23 protein-coding genes and 7 pseudogenes are annotated in these 24,021 nt (G+C 59.3%); 14 read left to right on the forward strand and 16 right to left on the reverse strand.

Features of this window, described 5'->3' with window-relative positions; all coding sequences use genetic code 11:
• Nucleotides 1–5: 5 nt before the first annotated feature.
• The 3 genes from IEI95_RS01345 to IEI95_RS01355 are packed head-to-tail and all read right to left on the reverse strand — an operon-like array spanning nucleotide 6 to nucleotide 3,122.
• The gene (locus IEI95_RS01345) at nucleotides 6–1,175 is read right to left on the reverse strand and encodes a conjugal transfer protein TraB (protein ID WP_234934145.1); all 1,170 of its coding nucleotides are present in this window, start codon (nucleotides 1,173–1,175) and stop codon (nucleotides 6–8) included.
• Nucleotides 1,176–1,191: 16 nt separating this feature from the next.
• Nucleotides 1,192–1,719, reverse strand: coding sequence for a conjugative transfer signal peptidase TraF (gene traF / locus IEI95_RS01350; RefSeq protein ID WP_194415673.1), 528 nt, complete (start codon nucleotides 1,717–1,719; stop codon nucleotides 1,192–1,194).
• On the reverse strand, nucleotides 1,716–3,122 hold the full coding sequence (locus tag IEI95_RS01355) for a BID domain-containing protein (RefSeq protein ID WP_420481785.1): 1,407 nt from the start codon (nucleotides 3,120–3,122) through the stop codon (nucleotides 1,716–1,718). The genes traF and IEI95_RS01355 overlap by 4 nt, the downstream gene beginning before the upstream one ends.
• Before the next feature lie 284 nt (nucleotides 3,123–3,406).
• Between IEI95_RS01355 and traC the strand changes: the two genes are divergently transcribed.
• The 8 genes and pseudogenes from traC to IEI95_RS01395 form a co-directional block, all read left to right on the forward strand.
• Nucleotides 3,407–3,703, forward strand: a complete 297-nt coding sequence (gene traC, locus IEI95_RS01360) for a conjugal transfer protein TraC (RefSeq protein WP_060716558.1) — start codon at nucleotides 3,407–3,409, stop codon at nucleotides 3,701–3,703.
• Entirely contained in the window at nucleotides 3,678–3,923 is a 246-nt protein-coding gene (gene traD, locus IEI95_RS01365; protein ID WP_114386963.1) for a type IV conjugative transfer system coupling protein TraD, read from the forward strand. Before traC ends, traD begins: the two co-directional genes overlap by 26 nt.
• On the forward strand, nucleotides 3,910–5,868 hold the full coding sequence (gene traG / locus IEI95_RS01370) for a Ti-type conjugative transfer system protein TraG (RefSeq protein ID WP_060716556.1): 1,959 nt from the start codon (nucleotides 3,910–3,912) through the stop codon (nucleotides 5,866–5,868). Before traD ends, traG begins: the two co-directional genes overlap by 14 nt.
• 136 nt (nucleotides 5,869–6,004) lie before the next feature.
• Nucleotides 6,005–7,879, forward strand: a complete 1,875-nt coding sequence (locus tag IEI95_RS01375) for a phospholipase D-like domain-containing protein (protein ID WP_060716555.1) — start codon at nucleotides 6,005–6,007, stop codon at nucleotides 7,877–7,879.
• Nucleotides 7,880–8,141: 262 nt separating this feature from the next.
• On the forward strand, nucleotides 8,142–8,399 hold the full coding sequence (locus IEI95_RS01380) for a WGR domain-containing protein (protein WP_060716554.1): 258 nt from the start codon (nucleotides 8,142–8,144) through the stop codon (nucleotides 8,397–8,399).
• Nucleotides 8,400–8,539: 140 nt separating this feature from the next.
• Nucleotides 8,540–8,707, forward strand: a pseudogene (locus IEI95_RS01385) (HU family DNA-binding protein); the annotation flags it as partial.
• Between the two features lie 610 nt (nucleotides 8,708–9,317).
• Nucleotides 9,318–10,859, forward strand: coding sequence for a group II intron reverse transcriptase/maturase (gene ltrA / locus IEI95_RS01390; protein WP_194415678.1), 1,542 nt, complete (start codon nucleotides 9,318–9,320; stop codon nucleotides 10,857–10,859).
• 72 nt (nucleotides 10,860–10,931) lie between these two features.
• A pseudogene (locus IEI95_RS01395) lies at nucleotides 10,932–11,051 on the forward strand (HU family DNA-binding protein); the annotation flags it as partial.
• 301 nt (nucleotides 11,052–11,352) lie between these two features.
• Here the strand turns inward: IEI95_RS01395 and IEI95_RS01400 are convergent.
• Nucleotides 11,353–11,511, reverse strand: a pseudogene (locus IEI95_RS01400) (DUF736 domain-containing protein); the annotation flags it as partial.
• A 531-nt stretch (nucleotides 11,512–12,042) separates the two neighbouring features.
• Here IEI95_RS01400 and IEI95_RS01405 point away from each other — a divergent pair.
• The 4 genes from IEI95_RS01405 to IEI95_RS01420 are packed head-to-tail and all read left to right on the forward strand — an operon-like array spanning nucleotide 12,043 to nucleotide 14,681.
• Nucleotides 12,043–12,798 (forward strand): DUF4160 domain-containing protein, encoded by a 756-nt coding sequence (locus IEI95_RS01405; protein ID WP_234614006.1) that lies wholly within the window; start codon nucleotides 12,043–12,045, stop codon nucleotides 12,796–12,798.
• Entirely contained in the window at nucleotides 12,759–13,400 is a 642-nt protein-coding gene (locus IEI95_RS29215) for a hypothetical protein (protein ID WP_234614004.1), read from the forward strand. The genes IEI95_RS01405 and IEI95_RS29215 overlap by 40 nt, the downstream gene beginning before the upstream one ends.
• On the forward strand, nucleotides 13,367–14,089 hold the full coding sequence (locus tag IEI95_RS29865) for a hypothetical protein (protein WP_234614003.1): 723 nt from the start codon (nucleotides 13,367–13,369) through the stop codon (nucleotides 14,087–14,089). The genes IEI95_RS29215 and IEI95_RS29865 overlap by 34 nt, the downstream gene beginning before the upstream one ends.
• Entirely contained in the window at nucleotides 14,070–14,681 is a 612-nt protein-coding gene (locus IEI95_RS01420; RefSeq protein WP_060716550.1) for an ATPase, read from the forward strand. Before IEI95_RS29865 ends, IEI95_RS01420 begins: the two co-directional genes overlap by 20 nt.
• A gap of 85 nt (nucleotides 14,682–14,766) precedes the next feature.
• Here IEI95_RS01420 and IEI95_RS01425 read toward each other — a convergent pair whose 3' ends face one another.
• The 6 genes and pseudogenes from IEI95_RS01425 to IEI95_RS01445 form a co-directional block, all read right to left on the reverse strand.
• Entirely contained in the window at nucleotides 14,767–15,084 is a 318-nt protein-coding gene (locus IEI95_RS01425) for a DUF736 domain-containing protein (protein ID WP_060716549.1), read from the reverse strand.
• A gap of 221 nt (nucleotides 15,085–15,305) precedes the next feature.
• A complete protein-coding gene (locus IEI95_RS29560) occupies nucleotides 15,306–15,431 on the reverse strand; it encodes a hypothetical protein (RefSeq protein WP_267967336.1) in 126 nt (41 codons plus the stop codon).
• Nucleotides 15,432–15,749: 318 nt separating this feature from the next.
• Nucleotides 15,750–16,689: pseudogene (locus tag IEI95_RS01430) on the reverse strand (hypothetical protein).
• Nucleotides 16,689–16,991, reverse strand: a pseudogene (locus IEI95_RS01435) (zincin-like metallopeptidase domain-containing protein); the annotation flags it as partial. The pseudogenes IEI95_RS01435 and IEI95_RS01430, both read right to left, overlap by 1 nt.
• A 110-nt stretch (nucleotides 16,992–17,101) precedes the next feature.
• Complete coding sequence (locus IEI95_RS01440; protein ID WP_060716547.1) at nucleotides 17,102–18,094, reverse strand: tyrosine-type recombinase/integrase; 993 nt, start codon at nucleotides 18,092–18,094, stop codon at nucleotides 17,102–17,104.
• Nucleotides 18,091–18,663 (reverse strand): annotated as a pseudogene (locus IEI95_RS01445) (tyrosine-type recombinase/integrase); the annotation flags it as partial. The pseudogene IEI95_RS01445 and the gene IEI95_RS01440, both read right to left, overlap by 4 nt.
• A 274-nt stretch (nucleotides 18,664–18,937) precedes the next feature.
• On the opposite strand from IEI95_RS01445, the gene IEI95_RS01450 reads away from it, so the two are divergent.
• Complete coding sequence (locus IEI95_RS01450; protein WP_070167489.1) at nucleotides 18,938–19,693, forward strand: dienelactone hydrolase family protein; 756 nt, start codon at nucleotides 18,938–18,940, stop codon at nucleotides 19,691–19,693.
• 34 nt (nucleotides 19,694–19,727) lie between these two features.
• On the opposite strand, the gene IEI95_RS01455 is transcribed toward IEI95_RS01450, so the two are convergent.
• Together IEI95_RS01455 and IEI95_RS01460 are read right to left on the reverse strand one after the other, a co-directional pair.
• Entirely contained in the window at nucleotides 19,728–20,495 is a 768-nt protein-coding gene (locus tag IEI95_RS01455) for an ArdC family protein (RefSeq protein WP_234624941.1), read from the reverse strand.
• 313 nt (nucleotides 20,496–20,808) lie between these two features.
• Complete coding sequence (locus tag IEI95_RS01460; protein ID WP_071205634.1) at nucleotides 20,809–21,408, reverse strand: hypothetical protein; 600 nt, start codon at nucleotides 21,406–21,408, stop codon at nucleotides 20,809–20,811.
• Between the two features lie 517 nt (nucleotides 21,409–21,925).
• On the opposite strand from IEI95_RS01460, the gene IEI95_RS01465 reads away from it, so the two are divergent.
• Complete coding sequence (locus IEI95_RS01465; protein WP_070167492.1) at nucleotides 21,926–22,231, forward strand: alkylphosphonate utilization protein; 306 nt, start codon at nucleotides 21,926–21,928, stop codon at nucleotides 22,229–22,231.
• Nucleotides 22,232–22,250: 19 nt separating this feature from the next.
• On the opposite strand, the gene IEI95_RS01470 is transcribed toward IEI95_RS01465, so the two are convergent.
• The 4 genes and pseudogenes from IEI95_RS01470 to IEI95_RS29225 all read right to left on the reverse strand — a co-directional run.
• On the reverse strand, nucleotides 22,251–22,460 hold the full coding sequence (locus IEI95_RS01470) for a hypothetical protein (RefSeq protein WP_070167493.1): 210 nt from the start codon (nucleotides 22,458–22,460) through the stop codon (nucleotides 22,251–22,253).
• A complete protein-coding gene (locus IEI95_RS01475) occupies nucleotides 22,457–22,765 on the reverse strand; it encodes a hypothetical protein (RefSeq protein WP_070167551.1) in 309 nt (102 codons plus the stop codon). Before IEI95_RS01475 ends, IEI95_RS01470 begins: the two co-directional genes overlap by 4 nt.
• On the reverse strand, nucleotides 22,762–23,649 hold the full coding sequence (locus IEI95_RS01480; RefSeq protein WP_156538734.1) for a DUF7007 domain-containing protein: 888 nt from the start codon (nucleotides 23,647–23,649) through the stop codon (nucleotides 22,762–22,764). The genes IEI95_RS01475 and IEI95_RS01480 overlap by 4 nt, the downstream gene beginning before the upstream one ends.
• Nucleotides 23,646–24,017: pseudogene (locus tag IEI95_RS29225) on the reverse strand (UCP036055 family protein); the annotation flags it as partial. The gene IEI95_RS01480 and the pseudogene IEI95_RS29225, both read right to left, overlap by 4 nt.
• Between the last annotated feature and the right edge of the window lie 4 nt (nucleotides 24,018–24,021).

The raw sequence follows: 24,021 nt of genomic DNA on the forward strand, positions 1-24,021 counted from the left end.
ATTCCTTATCTGTTGAAAGCCGTGACGACGGGCAGTCCGAACAGTTTTGCCCAGGCCATCACGCTCACGTTTTGAATGGCGACGATCGAGGTTCCCGCGGTCCACCATCCGTTGCCCGGGGCAATGATTGCGCTGGGGGAATGCAGCATCGACTGCAGGACCGGCCAGAGGAGGAGCTGCTCGTAGCAGATCAGCGCGGCGAGCTTCTGGCCGTCGCTTTGCACAACTGGATTGCCAAAGAGGTTGGCGCGGGCTCCACCGCCCTGCCCGGTCCAGGCCCGCCATGGCTGCCACATGGACACCGGGACGGGCATGCGTTCACGATAGAGAATTCGAGCTTCGTCAGCCGAGACCGTCACCATGACATTGTCGTAGCCGCCCGGATCGATGACGGCCGCGCCAGCGATCACAGTGAGCTCCGAGCCTTGCAAGCCTTGGCTCCAAAACCTCGCGACGGTCGGTGTCCAGAAACCGAGTGCGCTTTCGGGAAGAACGATGAACCGGGTTTTCACTGATGCCGCCGCGAGCACCGTTGCGATCAGGTCACGGTGATAGTCGAGCGAGCCGTCGCGTCCGAGTTTCTCACCTTGTTCGAGGTCGACGCCCTTCCATCCCTCGGGTAGATTCGGCGAAGTCCACGTAGCGGCGGACCAGAGCCACAATCCTCCCAGGACGATGGTGGCAGCCGGCCAATATCGCGATGTCATCATCGCGAGGCCGGCTGTCATCGCGACCAGCCCCCACCATCCCCATCCCGGAAAGAGCACACCTGCAGCGATGAGCGGATGTGCCCAGCCGGTTATGCCGAGGGGCGGCAGTCCCATGAGCACCGCCGCCGCCAGATAGCGTGCCGCCATTGCCATTCCCGATCGACCTTCCCCCGTGTACATCCCTTCCGGTTGCCCCTTCCAGAGCGCCGCATGCACCCCGGCGAAGGAGAGCGAAGCAGCTGTCCAGAGCAGAAGCCCCGGCCAGAGATCGGCGCCATAGAAGTTGGCGACGCCCTGCGGCAGCCCACGCGACGCAGCCAGAAAATATCCGGCCGACACCAGCACCGCCGTCAGCCGCGACGGCGACATCGCCCATAGCGCCGGAAACAACACAGCGACCGGAAGGGTCAGGACATGACCACTCCAGGCAATCCCGCCGCAAGCGACAGATACGGCGATGAGCAGGCAGGATCGCTGCCTGTTATGGATTGAACGTGAGGACCGGCCACGCCAGGCCGAGAAGGCCCGTGTCGGGAACCGGTCCAAAATACCGACTATCATAGGAGCTCGCAAAGGATGAGTGAAGAAACAGATTTCTCAGTGGCACGATGCCGGTCTTGAACGGTGTGATTGGCCTGCCCTCGCCATCGCTCGTTCGAACCTTCGATGAGGCAAGAGGCCTGCCGTCGACAGTGACATTCACGCCGATTTCGATGTGCTGTCCGGGAAGTGCCGCCACTGTCTTGATAAGCGGCGCAAACCCACCGGGGCAGAGGCCACGCCTGACATAGCCGCGGCGGCGTGCCTCCTCGAATGACGCGGTCGGCGGTGGGCAGATGAACACGAGATCGCCGACCTCGACCGGACGCTGCAGGGCCATGATACGCCAGAGCCCAAGCGGCTCGCTCGGCGTCAGGTTCAATCGAAAGCCGCCGAAGTATGCGATTGCCGCCAGAGCGGCGATCATCCCGCCCAGGCCGGCCAGGAACAGGAGAAGCCGCCGCCTCATTGCTTCATCACCGGCGTCTGACGCTGGGCGAGCCGCAAATCTTCGGCCTGACGCAGGGTCTGGACGGTGCGCTCGTGAGCGGCGAGCTGCTGGGACGTGCGTATGATCGGCCAGGCTTCCTTCAGATGCTCCTTCTGCTCGGGCTGCATCCCGTCTGAGAGTTTGTCGAAGAGCTTTCCGGAGGGTTCGCGCGCGGCATTGGTGAGCAGTGTGCGTTCCCCGAACCGCTGGGTGACAGCTTGGTTGAACCCGTCAATTTCCAGCTTGGTTTCCCGATTGCTCAGTGCATATGCCATGGCCGCCGGCAGATCGTTGCGGTCGATCGCGTCACGCACGCGCTCCAGCACCACATGTGCTGCCGGCGACAATGCCGGGATGTCGATCGACACGCGCTGACGCAATACCTGCTCGTCAGCCTGCAGCCGCTGCACGGCGGTCTCGCGCATCCTCAGATACTGCTTGAGATCGCGCTTCAGGGCCGGAACATTGAGGTTTGCAACGCGACGGTCCTCGCGCTCGGTCTTGCTGGCAAGAATGCCGGTCTTGCCCTTCAGCGGTCCGATCGACGCCGGGGCGGTCGTCAGCGTCTGAAGCGCCAGTTCTGCCGTTTCTTTATCCGCTAGCACCGCATCGAAGTTCATCGCCCGGAAGGCGGTCTCGGGATCAGCAAAGACGTAAGAAAAGCGGGTCGAGACCTCTTCCCATTGTTGTCTGAGGGCTGGATCGGTGTCGAGCTTTTGCTCCACCGTATCGGCGACGGAACCGGAAAATGTCCTGATGCCTGCAACCATGGGCGCGGCCTCCTTCATCGTTTGGGTTTTTAAGGGGTGGTGCAGACCGAGACGCTCTGCAAAGACAGCAAGGCGCTGGCCGAGATCGACAAGTTTCGTCTTCTGGCGCAGCGTCCAGTCGAGTTGGTCGCGTAGCAGCGTCCGCGCCACCTGGACGATGTTAAGGCCGCGACTTTCCGCAAACCGCAGCGCCTCGCGGTAAAGCTTTCCGCGCTCATAATCGAGCGTGGTCTCCTTGGCTTGGATGTGTTTTTCCACGAAGTCGCGAACTAACGCGATGTTCTGCTCCGGGGTGAGCTCCAGCGGAAGAGCGATTGTGAGGTCCCGGGCAAGCTGCGCATCGGCACGTTTTTCGAACGCCTCGACCTTGTTCCAGAAGGCTTCGACCGCTCCCGATACCGAGCGATCGGCGATCAGCGCCCGCACCCATTTCGGAGCATCCACAGGAAGTAAAAACTCCTCATGAAGCAGCCCCTGTTTGCGGGTGTAGTCGATGGTACGGGCCTCGCGCTCGTACTCCATCTTCGCGCAGTGCCGATAGGCCGCAGACAGCACCACGCTGCGGCCACCGCCGCGGCTGACGATACTGGCTGCAAAATGGGCGATGGCCACGGCGTAAAACACTCCTGGTTCGAACCTCGTTCGTCGGAAGCGACAACCCTACGACGGCCCCGCCAGGGCCGTGGGCAAGCACGTCGCATCAGCGACGTATAATTGCGCCCTTGGATCCGCTCCTTCGGAACGGCGCCCTTGGATCCGCTCCTTCGGAACGGCGGGATCATCCTCCAAAGTGTCGGCTTTGCCGACGTGCAGATCTGCACATTCCTTCGGACGTGCTTTTGGGGAAATCTTGCAACGGAACAGACGCCCAAGATTTCCAGGGAGATGCGACCGGAATGAAGAAACCATCATCGAAGATCAGGGAAGAAATCGCCAGATTGCAGGACCAGCTGAAACAGGCCGAAACACGCGAGGCCGAGCGCATCGGGCGGATTGCGCTAAAAGCTGGGCTTGGGGAAATCGACATCGAGGAGGCCGAGCTTCAGTCAGCCTTCGAGGAAGTCGCCAAACGGTTTCGTGGCGGCAAGGGCTCGGCGACCGGAAAGAGACAAGCCGGAGAGAGCCGGACCGGTACCGAGCCGTCCGCGGCGCTCGCGTCTGGCGCGGATGAAGGCGGGTCTGGCGAGGCTTGAACGGATGGCAAAGTCGATGACGTCAGAAGCACGCAAGAAGGACTCCCGCGAAAAAATCGAGCTCGGCGGGCTGATCGTCAAGGCAGGACTGCGTTACGAAAAGCGGGCGCTGCTGCTCGGGCTGTTGGTCGACGGCGGCCGCCGGTTCAAGGGCGACGAAGAAGAGCGGTCACGCTTGACCGCCATCGGCGCGGAGGCCTTTGGTCGTGACGGTGAATAGAATTCTCCTCGCCGTCATCCCGGCCACAATCATGATCGCCGCGATGATGCTCATGCCGGGGATCGAGCGATGGCTGGCGGCGTTCGGAAGGACAGCGCAGACAAAGCTGATGCTCGGGCGGATCGGTCTCGCCCTGCCCTACATCACAGCGGCTGCGATCGGCACGATCTTCCTGTTCGCGGCCAATGGCGCTGCGAACATCAGGGCGGCCGGGTGGGGCGTTGTCAGCGGCAGCGTGGCGGCGATCTTCATCGCGGCGATCCGCGAGGCGGTCCGGCTTGCCAGCATCGCCGGCAACGTTCCGGGCGGACAGTCGGTATTCGCCTACGCGGACCCGGCGACGATGCTTGGCGCGTCCGTCACATTCCTTGCCGGCGTCTTCGCGCTGCGCGTCGGTCTTCGCGGCAATGCGGCTTTTGCCAGTTCGGCGCCGCGCCGTATCCGCGGCAAACGCGCCGTGCATGGCGAGGCCGACTGGATGAAGGTGCAGGAGGCGGCAAAACTTTTCCCCGATCCCGGCGGCATCGTCGTCGGCGAACGGTACCGCGTCGATCGCGACAGCGTTGCGGCTGTGTCGTTCCGCGCCGACGATCCGTCGACCTGGGGCGCGGGAGGCAAGAGCCCGCTCCTATGCTTCGACGGCTCCTTTGGCTCCTCGCATGGCATCGTCTTCGCCGGATCCGGCGGTTTCAAGACGACGTCGGTCACGGTCCCGACCGCGCTCAAGTGGGGTGGCAGTCTCGTTGTCCTCGACCCGTCGAGCGAGGTCGCACCGATGGTATCGGAGCATCGCCGCAAGGCTGGCCGGAAGGTGATCATTCTCGATCCCTCGACGTCAGGCGTGGGCTTCAATGCGCTCGACTGGATCGGGCGACATGGCAGCACGAAAGAAGAGGACATCGTCGCCGTCGCAACGTGGATCATGACCGACAATCCCCGCTCGGCCTCTGCGCGCGACGACTTCTTTCGGGCGTCGGCCATGCAGCTTCTGACGGCTCTGATTGCCGACGTCTGGCTGTCCGGTCACACGGACGAGCAAGACCAGACGCTGCGCCGTGTGAGAGTCAATCTTTCCGAGCCGGAACCGAAGCTGCGGGCGCGTCTGACCAAGATCTACGAGCAGTCGGAATCGGACTTCGTGAAGGAGAATGTTTCGGTCTTCGTCAACATGACGCCTGAGACCTTTTCCGGGGTCTACGCCAATGCGGTGAAAGAAACCCACTGGCTATCTTATCCGAACTACGCCGCGCTCGTCTCAGGCGACAGTTTTTCGACCGACGATCTCGCCGAGGGCGGAACCGACATCTTCATAGCGCTCGATTTGAAGGTACTGGAAGCCCATCCCGGACTGGCGCGAGTGGTTATCGGATCGCTGCTCAATGCCATCTACAATCGAAATGGCGATGTGAAAGGTGGCGCGCTCTTCCTACTTGATGAGGTCGCCAGGCTCGGCTATCTGCGGATCTTAGAGACCGCCCGCGACGCCGGACGGAAATACGGCATCACGCTGACGATGATCTTCCAGTCCATCGGCCAGATGCGCGAGGCCTATGGCGGGCGGGACGCGACGAGCAAGTGGTTCGAATCCGCGTCGTGGATTTCGTTTGCCGCGATCAACGATCCTGATACTGCCGACTATATCTCGAAACGCTGCGGCGATACGACGGTCGAGGTGGACCAGACAAACCGCTCGTCAGGGATGAAGGGATCGTCGCGCTCACGTTCCCGGCAGCTCAGCCGCCGGCCGCTGATCCTGCCACATGAGGTGCTGCGCATGCGCGCTGACGAGCAGATCGTGTTCACATCGGGCAATCCGCCGCTCAGATGCGGACGCGCCATCTGGTTCCGTCGTGAGGATATGAGGACTTGTGTCGGTGAGAACAGGTTCCATCGTCCAGCCAAGGCGCAAACGATGCTGGAGTCTCGGCAAGCCGACCAAAAGTGACGACGAGAAGCTTCACAATAATCACACCGGCTCGCGACCAAGACGAATGGCCACTTCTATCGTGACCGAAAAATTGTATAGTTGACAGCGCTCAACAAAAGCTTCGTTGGAACTCTTGATCACACGGGGGAACGGCATGCGGTATTTTGAGGAAAACAACGGCCTGAAGGTTCGCGCCATCACCGGCACGCGTTCGATCCTTCTAGCATTCGATGCCGATCGGGACACGCGAAATAGCCTGAGAGGATTTTCGATCCGCCGCTCCGAATATCTCAAGAAACCCGACGGCGAAACGGTTACAAGCGTGAAGTGGCTCCAGTCGAGCAAGGTGTTCAGGACGGTCGAACCCAAGCCGAAGGAGAAGATCAACGGAAGATTCAAGATCTTCCGGACGGACAAACACCCGATCCAGAAATTCTTCTGGTCGGATTATGGAGCGGAGCCGAGCACCGATTATCAGTACGAGATATTTCCCGCCTATGGTCCGGTAGGCGATCTTCAGCTTGATAAACATCGTATGATCGCGCTGAAAATCCGGACAGAAGACGAAGACGACGGCAAGCACGGAATCTGGTTCAATCGAGGAGCAATTGCGAGCCAGCATTATGCACGCGAGTTCGGCAATATCCCTCCGACAGAAGAAGAAGTGCTTGACCTCAACAATATCAAGACGCGGTGGCTCTCGCGTGGGCTACTCGAAGCCTGCCTTGCCTATATCAAGGCACCCAAGAAAGGGGAGTGGCTTCACGCCTGCCTCTACGAGTTCAGCTATCAGCCCATCATCGATGCTTTCGACGATGCGCTGAAGAGAGGCGTCAACGTTCGAATTATCTATCACGCCACCGAGGCGAACAAGAAGGCGATCGGCACGAAACTATCCGGCAAAGATGTCCTGATAGAACGGACACGACCTACCATTCCGCACAACAAATTCATCGTCCACTCTTCGAAATCCGACAAGCCACTGGCCCTCTGGACGGGCTCGACGAACATTACCATGTCGGGTTTTTTGGGACAGTCCAATCTTGGTCACCTGTTCCGCGATCCAATGCTGGCTGATCGTTACAAGAAATACTGGGATCTGCTATCGAAAAACCCGACAGGCGCACCGGTTAGAAAAGAAACGAAAACCATCTCGCCCCAACCGCAGGAGGTTGTTGAGCCCGGCTCAATCTCCCCGATCTTTTGCGCGCGCGACGATCTCGCAATGCTATTCTGGTATGGTAACAGGATTCTCGACGCACGCGACCTTGCGATGTTCACCGTCGCGTTCACTGTCAGCCCACTTCTGATCTCCGCTCTGGCGCAAAAGCGTGATTGCCTGCGCATGCTGGTGATGGAATCGCGTCCACCGGCAGAATTGATTGCGGCCTTTCGTAAAGACGGTCGTGACCCGATGTTGACCACCTCCTATGGGGCGGTGCTGGGCAAGAAGAAAATCATGATCACGCTGCCGAACGGGAAAAAGACCACCAGAACCATCGACATCAAAAATTTTCCGCTCGGGGAATGGTTCTGGCGCGAGGAACACACCCGTGAGAGCGGCAACATCTTTTTCATTCATACCAAATACCTGATGATCGACCCGCTATCTGATGATCCCCTGATCTGCACCGGATCAGCGAACTTCTCCGCCAACAGCCTTCAGAACAACGACGAGAACATGGTCCTGATCAGAGGCAATACCCGCGTCGCCGATATTTATCTGACGGAGTTCCTCAGGCTCCACGAACATTTCTATTTTCGGGACGCGGCCAATAGTCAGGCAGGCAAGGGAAAGGACGCAGAGGGCGCGTTTCTCGAAGAGATCAAAGACTGGACAGCAGATGATTTTCTCCCCGGAACCTATCTCAACGCACGGCGCGAGATGTTCTTCCGGGACGCTCCAGGTTCGTGGGGCGAGCAGGCACAAGCCCGCGATCCGAATGAATCCGCCGTCATGGCCCAGCAACAGGCGCTCGAGGACAAGCGGAAGGCCGCCGAGAAGCGACGAGCCGCCAAGCAAAGCTGAGCGTTGCCGATCGATAATGAGAGCTGCATGCGCAGTTTTGCCGATTGACTTGGGTGAGCCAACCAGAGTTGGGTGACGAGAGGATCGTGACCCGCATGGGACGGAACTGCTGAGCGGGTTCGGTGCGCTCGCGCATAGAGCCAGTGCGGCGAAGTCGCCTCGCCCATTCCCGATCGAACTCATCACACAGATGAATCGATACTTCCTGATTGATTCAGAATCGTCATTGGACGCTCCCTCCAAAGGAAGCGAGAATCCAGCCATGGAAAAAGACGCAACTGGCCTGGTTCATCTTCACCGCATCGATACGACGCAGAACATGCGGCGCTTCTATATGCTTGCGATTCAGCCAACGCTCTTCGGCGGCGCCTCCGTCATTCGTAACTGGGGCCGGATTGGATCGAGCGGGCAGACAATGGTTGATACCTTCGATAGCGAAGAAGATGCGGATACGGCACTTGCACGCATCGAGCGCACAAAGAAGCGACGGGGCTATATCAGCGTTCAGCCCAGCGAATAGCCGGCGCCCGCGATCCAAACCCGAATTTTCCTGTGGTTTTCGCCATTCTTGCAGCAAATCCAGCTTTTACGCCCCTATCCCCGCCACATCTTCGTTGTCATACCAGAAGAACACCAATCGATAGAGGAGACTATTCTTCCATGACCACCACCAACGAAATCGCCGACAAGATCGCGTCCGAACAGAACCTGACCAAGGTTCAGGCGAAGGCCATCGTCGAAAGCGTCTTCAAACAGATTGCGGACGCAGCCCAGGCTGGCACGGAAACATCCATCCCGTCCTTCGGCAAATTCAAGGTCAGTGCGACGTGAAAGTTGCCTAAGTAATTGTTTGTACGGGATTTATATTCCGGGACAAACCTGATGTTCCGTCATCAGTAGCCTACCGGCACATGCGGGACTGGTAACGGTCCGGTTTGAAGCTGTCGGGACAATGTAGCCGGGCCTTCGGGCCATGCCGATGTCGTGAGGCTGAGGCATCTTCTGCGAGCATCAGTGCGGATGAGGCGCTAGGCTGGGTGGTATGATCAATGCAAATGAACTGCTGATAAACGTCGTGAAATTTGACAAGCCAAAGATGCTGACAGGCTTGAACCAAAAGGTGTGCGGTCGGCTGCTTCCCTTTACTTTGGAGGCACACGGACGAAGGACCGCCGGCGGATAGGCAGGATCTAACCCACCCGCGTTATTTAGGTGAAACACGGTAAACCCGTATCGTCGCCCGGCAACGGGCAGGCCGACCGCAAGGAAAGTTGTTGGCGGTGCGGGCAGAGGATGTCGGAGAAAGCGAACGCCGGACTGTAATGGTTTGGACAGGGGTTGCGGCTCGCCAACATCACCCCGCCCGAAAGGGGGCAGACTTCCGACGGGTCTCCCGTCGCGAGAGAATGTGCAGAACCCTCGGCAGGAGGACAGGCAAATGACGGTCACAACAGTGACTGGTGCGGCCTCCCGCGAAGCGGTGAGCTGGGACCAGATTGACTGGCGCAAGGCTTACCAACACGTGCGACGGCTGCAGATGCGTATTGCGAAGGCGGTTAGGGAAGGTCGCTGGGGCAAGGTGAAAGCCTTGCAACGGCTGCTGACCCACTCGTTCAGCGGCAAAGCGCTTGCCGTGAAACGGGTTACTGGAAATCAGGGAAAGAGAACACCCGGAGTGGACCGGATCATCTGGGACACACCGGGTAAGTGCGTCAGAGGATTATTGTCGCTCAAACGGCGTGGGTATCATCCTTTGCCGTTGAGGCGGGTATATATCCCGAAAGCAAATAGCAAGAAACTGCGTCCGCTCGGTATTCCGACGATGAAGGACAGGGCCATGCAGGCACTTCACCTGCTCGCTCTGCTACCTGTCGCGGAAACGACGGCAGACCCGAATTCGTACGGTTTCCGACCGTTTCGAGCGACCCGTGATGCGGCCCGCCAGTGCTATATTGCTCTGCGCGGACGAGGCACGGCGGAATGGGTCTTAGATGCGGACATTGCTGGTTGCTTCGACGAAATCAGCAAAGACTGGCTCATCGCCAACATCCCCATGGACAAGGTGGTGCTCCGGAAATGGCTGGACTCCGGTTACATACAGGATGGTGATTGGCACGCGACGAAAGCGGGTACTCCGCAAGGGGGAATAATCTCGCCCACGCTCGCTAACATGGCCTTGGACGGAATGGAAAAGATGTTACGGGACTTCTACGGCCCAAGACGTCGCAACAGCCTGACCAAGGTCCACTTGATACGTTACGCCGATGACTTCGTCGTCACAGGTGCTTCGAAAGAGGTGCTTGAGGAGGCGAAATCTCTAGTCGAGGACTTTCTGTCGGAACGAGGTCTGTCTCTGTCTGAAGAAAAGACTCGCATCGTGCGGGTCGAGGAAGGTTTCGACTTCCTCGGCTGGAACGTGCGCAGATATGATGGGCATACCCACATCAAACCCGCCAAAAAGAACGTGGTGGCGTTTATGCGCAAGATTCGGACGATCATCAAGGGTGCCGCCGATGTGAAGCAGGAGTATCTGATAATGCGGCTGAACCCGGTCATAAGGGGATGGACCAATTATCATCACAACCAGGTGGCGAAGGAGACCTTCCGCAAGGTCGATCATCTCATCTGGAAGTGTCTCTGGCAGTGGGCCTGTCGTAGACACCCGGACAAGCCGCTTCGCTGGGTGAAGTATCGTTACTTCGCTCGGGAAGGTACACGAGACTGGGTATTCCGCGCAGGGATGAAGGATAAGGCAGGAAACCTCAAGTTCATCCGCCTCATCCACGCGTCCGACGTACCGATACGTCGCCACTGCAAAATCCGGGCCGAAGCGAATCCTTTCGATCCCATGTGGGACAGCTACTTCGCCGGAAGGCGCGGTCTGCCGTCGGAAGTTACGGATCGGCCCGGTGATTCCACATCTCATACCGATGCACAGGAACTGGCGGCTCTGGTCAAACAGGGCTTGGCGGAGGCTTGAGCTGTATGCTGGGAAACTCGCACGTACAGTTCTTAGGGAGGAGCGGCCCGGCAACGGGTCGTTCCTACCCGACAGGAAACCCCGGAACGAGACGGACGCAATCCGGCGACGGGTGCTACGATCAAGATTGCGGCGTCTAAGAAGCTGACATTCACGCCAGGCAAGGCGGTAAAGGACGCGCTCAACGGCTGACGTCCCTGTGCTGCTGGTTCGGTGGCGTTTCCTTGACGTTTTTGAAAGAAGACGCCGCAGGTCGGGAGGCGATGGCGGGGTCAAGGATCGCGAACGCGACTCACGGAGCCGGGAGTGGAGAGCCGAAATGCGCTGGCATTTTGGGGGTACCGCTCTCCTTGATGCCGGCATTGGCTCCCGGCACCATGGGTCGATCTGATGGCACCAGAAAAGTCGGGAACGGGCTCGATACCCGCGACCGGTTTATCTGTCGCAAAGAGAAAGAGCCCCGCCTTGTCTAGCGGAGCTCCTCGGTGGAAGCTCAGGCCTCCCGCTTCGGTCGGTTCCAGATAAGGGCGTAGTCGCCTTCCTTCTCGCTCGGCCACAGGGCTGCGGTGATCGGGGCGTTGAAGCTTGGATCGTCCAGCTTGACCGAGATGTATTCCTCGCCGTCGTTGGAGACCGCCTTCCAGCCTGCACCGGAGCCGTTGCGGGATGACGATCGAGACGAAGTCGTCCTTCGGTCACATCAGATCCATCGAGGTCCGCGCAAGTGCGCCCAGTCCGGGACCGGATGGGTACAGTTGCGAAAAAAACATCGGCGAATTCAAGACCGATCCGCCACGGTATCGTCTTTGGCCTCGGGGCTCTTACCATGTCACGGCTGTGATCCTACCAGTCCCGTCGATGAGCTGATCGCAAGTCGGGCCGGTTTCTTTATGAAACTCCCGTGGCGGCCTTGCGGAGAAGGACAATAGACACGACAAAGCATCGAATCGGAATTTCTTGCGTTCCCTTTCATGCACATGGTTTCGCGCCAGACCAAAGTGACAATAACTCTATTAGGGGTAAACAATCTATTCTCGATGGTCTATAGGACGTTTCAACTCCAAGTCTTCTCTGTTCCGAGATATTAATGATCCTCTTTCATCATACTTCCGTTTCCCTCGCTGAGGGGATTTTGGCTTCTCAGCTCAACCTAGGTCACGTCAAGAGACGATCTGGAGAGCCGTTGCGCGATGTCGTTTGGCTGACAACCGATGAAAGCCACGAAGGTCATGGGCTGACGACAGGAGAACAACTCGATCCGGTTCATCGTCCGTATGTCGAAAAGGTAGAGCAAACGAAGCTCCGCCAGGGTCGTGTCTGGACGGCTGATAAGACGCGCATCAGAATTAAGGTCAAAATTCCGACTCGGGATCGCAAGCTTTACAACTACTCCGCCTGGTCCCGAAAAAATGACGGTCCGAAATTCGCGAAGCTCATGGGCCTTTCCTGCGTTCAGACCGTCGCCGGTCTGAACGCCTCGGAGCTGGAAAGAATGATGTCGATGACAGCAACGAAGGAAGAGACATGGTTTCTTTCGTTTCGGCCCATTGTTCCCGAGGAATTTGAAGAAGTATTATACCGGACCGAAGACGGCTACGTGCCTTATGACTTCGAACAACACGGCCGTCGCGAGCTTGAGGCGGTTGGAATTTACGCCGCAGACGAAAAAGCTCTCTCCGAATTGCGCGATCTTCTCGGTTCTCGGCACAGATATGACCGCGCCAGCGCCGTTGTGACCTGCGCCAATCTTGCAATGCCAGCAAACGTTGTCGTTCGCGGCGGAGGAATCAACGTGGCATTCAACCTCGTGACCCTTAGAGTGCTCGAAGGTAGTTCCGGTCGATATGGGGAAGAGATTGTCGCCTGGATCGAGCGGCATCTCAATGACCTAAACGAGGCTTGGGAGAAGAGCAGGACGCAGCTCATCAGCAATTCGTGAAATCTGGTCAACAGCGACCCGTTGCCGGTTCGCTTGGCGTTCTCTGTTTAATCGCTAATCATGGTGAGCAGTTGCGTCATCCCACAATCGCCACAGTCGTCACTCCGCAGTCGAAGTCGGTCAACCAGTCCGACGCTTTCCTTGCCAGCAAACACAATCAGCTCAACCTGTTCAACTCGCTCGATCATCTGGTTACCGATGAGAAGAAACTCAGCGACAGCGAACGTGGCGCAATCGAGCACCATATCGTAAATATTCGCGCGGCGATGGCCCGATTGTTATGGTCCAGGGAGATCTATGTCGGAACGTCTCTCCTGGATGAGCACGTTTTCGCCTGCGCCAAGCAAGGTGGTGGTGGTGTTCCGGCAAAAATCCTGAGCGGTCTCGCGTCGGCCGGGATCGAGCGCCCGGGGTTCGTACTTTACCCGTTGACCAGCTTCGGCATGAAGATGGAAACGCTGCCGTGGATGAATTCGGGACTAAAAAGCCACATCGTGTTTCGAACTCCGGGTTTGCGGTCAGCGCCCAGACCAATTCCGTTGCCCGGGCTTATGATCGACTGGTCGAGATGGCGCGTGGTTTGGGCATATGCCAGTGCATAGAGCGCAGCGGCATCGAGCATTTTTTTCATGCTGCGCAGTGGCTCAAAACCAACCCCTCGATGTTGGTCAGACTGACATCGCACACAGGGGATATGTATGAGAACCAGTTCGTTTACAGGCTCAATATCCGATCTGCTGCGTCGGCACTGTTGATGCTTCACGCGTTGTCGGTTAAGCGCGATGGCACCATCGACAAGTTCAGTTCGTCGGCACACGTCAACAACTGGGAAACACTCGATATTCGTCACTATCTGATCGGGGAGGGTCGGCCTTTGCCAGATGCTTCTGCAGCCTCCTCGCTCGGCTCTCAATCACCCGGCTACCGACCAGCGATCCCGTCCGCAACTTGCTCGGCGACACCTGATCAATTGCGAGTGCTCCTTAAGAGGATTGGCCTTTTCGTCCTCGATAATGCTTGCTATATTAAACGAAAGATTGGAGCAGACATGGCAAAAGTCGTCGTCAAAAAGCTTGGTGGCCCAAAGTCCGGAGTGCGTGGCAAGGCGGTCACGGAGAAACGAGTTCGCGATTCGAGTAGCGGGCAGTTCGTCACCGTGCGCACGATCGACGCGAAAAGCCAAACATTCGGACAAGATCTTACCTATGTATTTAGCAAGAATGTGGCCAAGGCGCGCCGTGACAACAAGGCTGTGACTGGCGTCGTCGATCGTGCTCCTGCAAAAGCTTGAACAGCCCGTCTTTCTGATCGTCGCTGGACCGAACGGATCCGGCAAGAGTAGCGTCTACGCAAATGCGGATCTCGAATTGGAAGGGCGGTCCGTATGGATTGTCAATCCGGATCTTCTAGCCGCCCGGATCAGTGAAGTGGAGAAGGAGCCACTTCCCGAAGCCAACTTGGTTGCAGTTCAGCGCATCGAAGCGTGGATCCAGTCATCCATAGCCGTTCATAAAACAATCGGTGTCGAGACCGTATTATCGACGGATAAGTATCGGCGTCTGGTTGAGGCAGCTGAAGCTTTGGGATTTGCCGTATGGCTTTTCTACACCGTTTTGGACAGCCCGGAGCGGTCGATCGAGCGTATCAAACTTCGTGTTGCGAAGGGTGGGCATGACGTGCCTGCCGATAAGGTGCGTGCACGCTACGTAAGATCTCTCGCTCAACTCCCTTGGTTTCTCGAACGAGCTGACAGAGCCTGGATTTGGGACAACAGCGGTGCAACGCCAAAGCTGATCGGCGAAAAACAGGATGGTATCATTACTCTTGACGAGAATGCCCTTAGCGTCATCTCGTCTGCTGTGCAATCTATCGCGACTGAGTGAATAGCGCGCCGCAGCCACGCGACTTTGTTGCAGCTTCCTTTCACTGAAAAGAGCCCCGCCTTTCGGCGGAGCTCCTCGGCGTGGATCAGGCCTCCCGCTTCGGGCGGTTCCAGATGAGGGCGTAGTCGCCTTCCTTCTCGCCCGGCCAAAGGGCTGCGGTGATCGGGGCGTTGAAGCTCGGGTCGTCCAGCTTGACCGAGATGTATTCCTCGCCGTCGTTGGAGACCACCTTCCAGCCGGCGCCGACCTCGACGCCGTTGCCGGCGGTGATGCGGAAGTCCGGAGCGTCGCGCGAGACGCGCTCGATGGGGTTCAGGCGGGCCTTCATGCTGACGGTGAGCGTGCGCACGTTGCCGATGATCGAGTTGTTGCCGTTGGTGGTGAATTCGCCGATGACTGCCATTGTCGTAACCTTTCCGGTTTGCTCGGGTCGCGCCCATCGCGTCCTCGATGACGGTGTTAAGACCGACGGCGATCGACGCCGCACCGCTGGCGGCCGGAACGAAGTGGAGGACGGCCGGGAGCGGCTTTCTTGGCCCGCGAGGAATGCGAACCTGTTCGCAGGGGAAGAAAGTTGCGTATGGCCGTTGCGGCCAAGGCGATCGAGACGAAGGCGTCCTTCGGTCACACCAGATCAATCGAGGTCTGCGTGGGTGTGGCCTGTCCGAACCGGATCGACCACGACATGCCGCGAGACCAATCGTTGAACTCACCACCAGCACGCCGCTGGCACAATCGTTTCGGGACCATGCTCACACCACGTCACGGCTGCAGACCTGCAGTTCCCTTCGACGCCATCGCCGATGGGTGCGTCTGCACTACCGACTGTTCGACAGCAGAGCCATCTTCGACTGGATGGTGTCTCCTCCCAACCGGCAAGGCCTCGGCTATGCTGCAATCGCACTCGCCCTCAGCGCCCCACACCCCAACGGCTGGTCAGCATGGAACATGTCCCCCGCTTCAGGAACTGACTGGGCCGGCGTCTTTCACGGCAGAGTTCCACCATATGGCGGTGCCTCTTCCGCTCCAAATGGAGCGGATCCGTCACCGCAGCGCCAGAAGGCTGCCCTAGACGCCACACATGCCTTCGCATTCGATGGGCCAGAGATCGAGTTGGCCATGATCGGCGGCCGTCGACAGGTCGGCTTCGTCAAGAGGAACACATGAGCGATGAAGATAAACTTCGCCACGGATGCGTCGAATGCCGGTCCGCAGTGCTCGATCGACTATCACCGCTTCTGCCCAGGCTTCCGGATCATGATCACGCATGTGGCGCCAGCGTCCTTTATCGTGAAACGGGCATCCGATGCAGGCCGATTTTGGGGGCGTCGGATAATCATGACGGCGCAACCAGGCCAGGCAATCGCGCCTGCTCATGCGCTGTTCGATCAACGGCCAACGATTGATCTGCCAGTCCTCGAATGAGGGTTTGATCCGGCTGACCTCGTCTGTCGAAATGCCAATCCACTGCTCCGCGACCGCATGATCAGGTGATCGCTTGCGCCTGAGGCCCGAACAATTCCGGGACCTTCCTCCGGATCGGCACGATCTTGTAATCCGCAGTGCAGGCCCTGCGCATCATGCCGATCGATACGGTCTCGCGCGATGTCGCGCGGGAACCGATCTGGACGAGTTCGCCGTCGTCGTCCTCATCGAGAACCGGTCGTGCGCTCCCGGCTGGCGTCACGGTTTTTGCAAAAGCCGGAATCGAAGCCCACCGTTTGCCGGCGACGGCGTCCATGAGATTGTCGCGAATATTGCCGGCCGACACCACATGGATCGGGAACGGAACGACATTCGGCGACATCAACCATTCAAGATGATCGTAGACGGCTTTTGGCTCCCAACCGGTATCGGCAAAGATCGCGCAATCGGGCATCGGCCCGATCTTACCATGCGCTGCCATCAGCGCCATGGTGGTGGACTGGACGCCGGCGCCGAGCGAAAGCGCCCGCAGCCGGATCGGCGAGGACGCGCCCTCCCCGGTAAAGTTCGACACCTGGAGCATCAGGCCGCCTCCTGTCCGGAGGCTGCCTGCGGCTGAAGGTCGTGCAGATAGGCGACAGCGCGCTGCGCATGCGCCGCCGCATTGAAGATCGCCCGCTTGTCAGAGCCGAGGATCTCGGCCCAACTCTGGATATAGGCGGCATGATCCGGGCGCGGCTCCAGCTCCGGCACGATACCCAGATCGGCGCAGATCATCGCTGCCCCAAGCTCCACCAGCATCTCTTCGAAGGCCCTCTCGCGGCGATCCTTGTGATAGCGGCTCAGGTCCCTGTTCAGCCGGGCAGGACCGCCCGCCCAATGGACATTATGCCGATATCGGCATAATGTCCATTATGCCGTAAGTCCGATTATGCCGCATGGCCAATTTTCAGCGCGGAGACTTTCCCATTCAGCCATGCGGCGGTTCGGCATAATCAGAGCGATTCAAGGAACGCGAGCAGTTCGTCGTTGGGTCGATACCGCCCTAGATGGGCCTCCGGTCTCGCGACCTGAGAAAGCGCCTTCTCCTTCAACCGCATGTCGGCGTGGATGTAGATCTGGGTCGTTTCCACGGATTCATGACCAAGCCAGAGCGCGATCACGGATTGGTCGACGCCGTGATGGAGCAGTTCCATCGCGGTGCTATGCCGCAAGGTGTGCGGTGTAACCCGTTTGCTTGCCAGGCTCGGGCATGCTCGGGATGCCGTGAGGCAATGCTTGCGCACCAGATGTTCCAATGCATCACGACTGAGCCGTTCGCCCCGGATCGAGGGGAACAGGGGACTGTCGCTGTCACTACGCTCCCCAATCCAACCCCGGATCAGCTTTGCCGTATCGCGACGGAGAGGCGTACTACGCTCCTTTCTCCCCTTGCCGATACAACGGATGTGGGCGCCGTCTCCCAAAACCACGTCCTTACAGCGCAGACCGATCAGCTCGGATGCCCGCAATCCGGTCTGAAGCGCAAGCAACAGCAGGGCGTAATCGCGGCGCCCCACCCACGTCGTCCGATCCGGCGCGGCCATGAGGGCTGCTATTTCGTCTGCGTCGAGGAACGTCACGCTTCGCTTGACGTATCGTTTGCTTGGCATCGAGAGAATGCGCTGGCAATGGAGAAGCCAGGTCGGATCGGTCATCGCAACGTATCGGAAGAATGAGCGGATTGCGGCAAGGCGCGTATTGCGGGTTCGTGCCGTGTTACCGCGCGCCGTCTCGACGTGGGTCAGGAAGTCGGCGACAAGATCGGCGTCAAGATCTTCGATCGTCAGCTTCGTGGGCGGCTTTCCACGCCGTGAGCCAGCGTAGCGTATCAGCAACCGGAATGTATCCCGGTAACCGGCGATGGTGTGGGGACTTGCCTCCATCTGTGTGCAGAGCCGGTCAGTGAAGAAGCGTTGGATCAGCGCGGGGAAACTGCTCGCCTTCATCGAATCCCCTCCGCTGCGCTTGCTATGCGGGCGGAAGCCAATTCCAGCAATTCCGGAACCGCCTCCAGGTACCAATAGGTATTGGCGGGGCTCGCGTGACCGAGCCAAGTCGTGAGTTTGATCATCTCGCGCCCGACATCCTGGCCGGAACGATACCAGTTTAGCAGCGTCCGAACCGCGAAGGTGTGACGAAGGTCGTGAATGCGTGGCCCGCGCCCATGGCGCTTGTAAGCCTGCCTCGGCCTCAAACCAATCTGTTGGCAGACCAGCGCGAAGTTGTAGCGGGCGCCGCAATCGCCGAGACGATGGCCATCGCACGTGACGAACATAGGCTCTGATCTGTGACCTAATAGCCGGTCCCGTTCACGCCCGTAGGTCTCCAGTTGGTGCACGACGGTTTGATCTAGGGGCAACATTCGTTCCTTGCCGAGCTTTCCGAAGCGAACACGAAGGACGCCGGATTCAACATCGAGATCGGTCTGGTCGAGACGCAAGGCTTCGTTAATCCGAAGTCCGGTCACGGCGATCAGGCCGAAGAGCGTCGAACAGGTGAGACCGCGCATGCCGTAGTCTGCCAAAGCGTCGGAGGTGGTGACGATAGTTTTCGAGGGTCGCAGGTTTGTAGTTCCTGGCAGCAAAAGTCTGCTCGAATGACGCCAGGTAAGCGTCAAGGCAGGTGGTATGGCCGGATATTGACATTTTAGCGCTCCTTGTTGTTGGAGCGGCAATCTTCACGCCAAAGACACATCTGTTAAGCAGATCTTCGACAGCTTCCGACCCCTTTCGGACCGTTGACCAAAATGATAACTGCGAACTGAGCAGACATCTCCGGCGGCACACTCAATGAAGTTTGATAAGTTATTCATACCCTCAGCTGAGTCTGAAGCTCGATTGGAGATCGTCGCCGCGAAGCCCACTGGCAAAGGCCCGTTTCCAACGATTGTGTTCAACCACGGCTCGACCGGCAGGGGGCAGAATAGATCCCTCTATTCCAGAACGGTGGCTCCCGCGATTGTGGCAAACTACTTTGTCGAGCGGGGATGGTTGGCACTGTTCCCTCAACGTCGAGGAAGGGGAAAATCTGGCGGAGCCTATGGTGAAGGTCTTGCCCTAGACGGTTCCGGCTATTCCTGCGACGCAGAAATAGCCATAGCCGGCTTCGAGCGGGCCGTTGAGGACGTCGATGCGGTAGTCGACCATCTGCGCGGTCGATCTGACGTAAATCAGGAAAAGCTTGTCATCGGGGGCGTCTCACGCGGGGGTATCTTGGCCATCGCTTATGCTGGCATGAGGCCAAAGACGTTTCGCGGTTCCATCAATTTCAATGGAGGCTGGCTGGGAACAGGGTGCCCGTCACATGCATTGGTCAACCCACTGCTTTTCCAGCGGGGCGCATCCGCAGAAGTTTCAACTCTTTGGCTGCATGGCAGCTCAGATCAATACTACAGCATAGCACACTGTAGGGGGAACTTTGACAAGTTTCAGGCCGCGGGCGGACAGGGAAAATTTGTGGCGGCACCCATGGGCCACGCATTGATGTTCAAGCCAGCGCTTTGGACCGAGCACGTCGACCAATATTTGCAAGACGTGATGGTTTAAGTCGCAGTACCGGGGCAGCTTAACACCGGACAAGCTAGAACGCGCACTGTCGTCTTGTCACGCGATAGTCGCCACTCTTGACGGCTCTGATTATGCCGACCAGCTGCATGGCCAATTGGAGGAGCTTCCGCCCTGAAAATTGGCCATGCGGCATAATCGGACTTACGGCATAATGCAAGGTTTCGTGCGCTCTCGTCGCAACGAAAGAGGCCATGTCCCGGAATTGTTCGGGCCGCGGCAGCTGGATGTGGTCGGAGGCAGGAGAATAATAGGCCTTGTCGCCGCCGTAACGGACGACAACACCCGTGTTATCGAAGAAGCGATCGGCATGCTCGATACGCTCGAGCGGTTTCGCGATCGGTTCGGGGCGACTGTAATAATGATCTGCAAGGCCATCGATTTGATCGCAATTGAAAACTGTATAGGCCTTCAGGAAGGGAATATCGCGCTCGACCTCTCCGCCGCCCGCATCGGGTTCGGTCTTGGTGAAGCGGCTGGCATAGACGACGGTCGCGCCGCTCTCGCCCTTGCGCACGTGAGCGCCGAGTTCGTTTGCCTGGCGCAGCGTCATCCATGTTGACGACATGAAACCACTGGCGACGCTCTCCGACCACAGAAGCAGAACATTGAGGCCGGTGTAAGCTTGTCCGTTGTGACGAAGCGGCCGGCTCACCCGGCCCGATAGATTGGCCGCACTCCACGGCTGCACCCACGGGCGCACGCCCTTTTCCAGATCGGCGACGATCCTGTCGGTGATGCGTGCATAAATGTCGGTCCGCGTGTTTGCTGCTTTCCTGCTCATTTCCAAACCTCCGTTTCAGGAGGCCGCGCCCATCGCGGCCCCGTTGCGGAGGGCCGAAAGCAGGAGCGATCGGGGCGAAGGCGCACCGGAACGGCCGGAACGCCAGTGGAGGACGGCGCAGCCGTTGCGGCTTGCCGCCGGCTCCTGCAGGACCGACGAACGGGACGGGGCAGCGATGTCGCCCCGCGTCTCTTCGTCTTTCTTCTGTATCCCCATTGAGCTTTACTCCAACGGCGACACAAAAAATGGCCGCCTCGGAGTGAGGCGGCCTCGTCCCGACGAAGGCGGAGCTGGATGCTCCGCCGGAGACGTCTCAGCCAAGAGCGTCCATCTGTGCTGCGGCCGCCTTGCGGTCGAGCGCCTGGCCGGGGTTGTCGACCGGCCGATCGAATGGCTTCCACGCTTCGCCGACAATCTGTTCGTAGGCTGCGACGGCGCCTTCAGCTGCCAGGCGGAGCGCGTGGGCCTGAATACCCATGTCGGCTGCGAACTCGCGCTTGCGCTGGGCGGCGCTGTCGTAACCGACGGGGCCATCGAGATCCTCGTCGCGAGCGTCCGACGCACCCTTGGCGGTCGCATCGCGTGCTTCGGTGACGGCCTTGCTGTAGAACTGGCCAGCGCCATGGGCCGATCCCACATAGGCGCCGACGATGCGCTGGAGATGGATCTGCATCGCCCGTTCGCCGAGGCCATCGGAGAGGCCGGTCGCGGTTTCGACGATAAGGCGCTCGTGCATGTCGCGGATGCCGTCGCTGTCGAGGATGGCCGTTCCGAAGCTTTCGGCGATCCGGAGCGCCTGCGCTTCGTCGGGGCATGTCAGGCGGACCATTTCGATCGTGGCGCCCTTGCGGAGCTGCACGACACGGGCGGCAGGGCGAGAAGCTTGACGGGAAGGGGTTGCGGGCTTTGCCATGATGGTTTCCTTTTCGGTTTGCCCGAAGGGTTCGGCCCCTTGGCCGTTCTGTCCTTCGGTGCGGTCGAAAAGAACCGGCGCAAGCCGGGCGGTTCAGGGTCCGGGCAGGCCAGAACGAGCGAAGCAGGTGGGCGGGCAAGCGGAACCCACGGTTCTGCGAAGCCCGCGTGCCTGTTTTGTCGAGAGCGGCATGACCGGCCGCCCCGCGGCGCGACAGCGGCCTTGAACCGGACGGGCGCTGGTTCAGACCGCCACGAAACCGAAGGACAGAACGGCAAAGGGGCTGATCCCGGATGCCGAAGCCGGAAAGGAGGTCATGCAAAACGCGCGCCAGGCCCGCGCCTGCAAGCTGGTCCTTCCATGCTGACGTCACTGCTGCTCCGCGTCGCCAGAATGGATCGCCGATATGCCCGATGTGCCTGTCAGAACACCCTGATTTGCTTGCGCCGGCTTTCCACGATAGACGCGCCTCTGGCGTTACGACCGACCAACAGTATTCGCGAAAGGAACACCGCAGATGAGCGATCATAGCGGCGACGATTATGTCTATGACGAAGCAACCGGCGAATGGCGTCCGGCATCCGAGATTTCCGCCGAAAAAGCAAAAGCCGCAGAAGTGCGCGACGCCTCCGGCAACGTGCTGGCCGATGGCGACTCCGTCGTGCTGATCAAGGACCTGAAGGTCAAAGGCGCCGGCCAGACCTTGAAGCAGGGCACGGTGATCCGCTCGATCCGGCTGACAGACGATCCGGAAGAGATTGACTGCCGGCATGACGCAATCAAAGGCCTGGTCCTGCGCACCGAGTTCGTGCGCAAGCGTTGATCAGGGCTGTGCCGATTGCTCAAGGTTTCGGCAGCCGATAGCGGTCCAGCCAGGTCGGGCCGTGCGTGTTGCGCAGCTTGCGAAGGATCTGGTCGTCATCGCAGCGCCCTTCGCCCATCCAGACGGTGTTGAGGATGCGCTTCCATGATCGGCCGTGCCTCGCTGCGTAATGCTGAAGCGCCTTTACCTCCTGATCCGTGAGAGACGGAAGCGGTTCATGGCGCTTCATGGTATCGTCTCCTGCAATGCCGCAATCGCGGACTGCTGCCGCATAAGCTTGCGCGCCAGAGCATCGATCTCTGGCTGGCGCTGCGCGGTGATCGCCGCAAGATTTGAGCGGTAGCGGGTGAGGAAGGCTTCGGGTTCAGGAGGCCTGCCGCGGCGATATCCGTATTTGCGCCGTCCAAGCGATGGGATCAGCGCGGTCATCCTGCGAATGATCTGGTGCTCGATCATGTCGAGCTGATGCCGCGTCTGCCGGCACGCTTCTTCCATGCGCCGCAATTCCGCCTGTCGATCGATGGACCGGTTCATGCCGCCGTCCTCCCCTTCCATGAGGCAAGGCTTGATGGGCCGTCGTAGGCTGCATGGCGCGCTTCATCGATGACGTAGCCGAAACGGCCTGCTTCGTATTCGGGTGACGGCACGAGAAATCGCCGTTCCTCGCCGCCATGATCGCGCCTGCCTGCTCGCGTGGCGATCACCTCGGTCATGCCTGGATGATGATCCGATCGAAGTGCCGAAATCACAATCCAGTCGCTGGCGTGGTCCAGCTTGAACGCGCGGCGATCCTTCACATGAGATTCGCCGTGAGCAAGCACATTCGCGAAAATCGCCTCCCACGCATCGGGCTCCCAGTTCTTTAGCGTCTCGCTGGCGCAACGCTTCTCGAAGCTGGTGAACAGTTCAGGGAAGGTGAGCGCCATGGCAGCCCAGGCGCAATCCTCCTCGTAGAACCCGTCGTCCGCCCGGAGCAGCGGATGGACAATGCGGTTTCGGTCGGCCGAGAGCCTGAAGCCGCCGTGGCTTGCAGTGGAGTGGAATTCGATCCCCTCGGCATAGGTTGTCGAGTGCTGGGCCGAACCCCATGGCGTATGCACATGGGGGGCGGTATTCCGACGTCCGAGCGCCTGTATTTCGCGCTGATGTTCGGCCTGTTCAAGGACGTGTGCACTAAACGCCGCCTCATCGGCGAGTTCGCCGCAATGGCCGTAGAAGTCTCCCCGTCGCCACTCGGGAAGCGGACGCCCAATCTTCCAGCCGGTGGCCAGATAATGCCGTCCGGAATGACCTGACAGCATGGCAAAGGCGTGATCGCCGACGCGGGCGACGGGGAACCCTTCGCAGGACAGACCAAAGGAAACCTCCGGAAATCCGGGGGTGCAGTCGGGCGTGTTCGTGTTGGGAAGATCGATCATGCGGCAGCCCTCCCTTCCACGACATCGGCGGCTATCTCATCCGCCGTGACGTCCTCGAGGACGGCGGACGGATAGCCATGGGTGGTCAGCCATTCCTGCGCAGCCTGCCGGCTCGTCGCGAGATGGACGAGGTCGGCGCTGTCGCCAGGGCGGTCGAAGACACGGCAACTGCCGACCGCCGGACGTTCGACGATGGTGAACATCAGGCTGGTTTCCAGCGAAAATGTGCGGTGGACGCGGATCGCAATAACACCGCCGCTGCCATAGTCGCCTTCGTGGAGCGTGAAGCTGGGCGGCAGGCTGATGTTGCCGGTGCCGCGCTCGTCCTGCTTGCGTATCAGCCGGCCTCTGCTGTTGTTGGTCTTCCATTAT

The organism is Agrobacterium vitis (assembly GCF_014926405.1).
GTDB lineage: Bacteria > Pseudomonadota > Alphaproteobacteria > Rhizobiales > Rhizobiaceae > Allorhizobium > Allorhizobium vitis_H.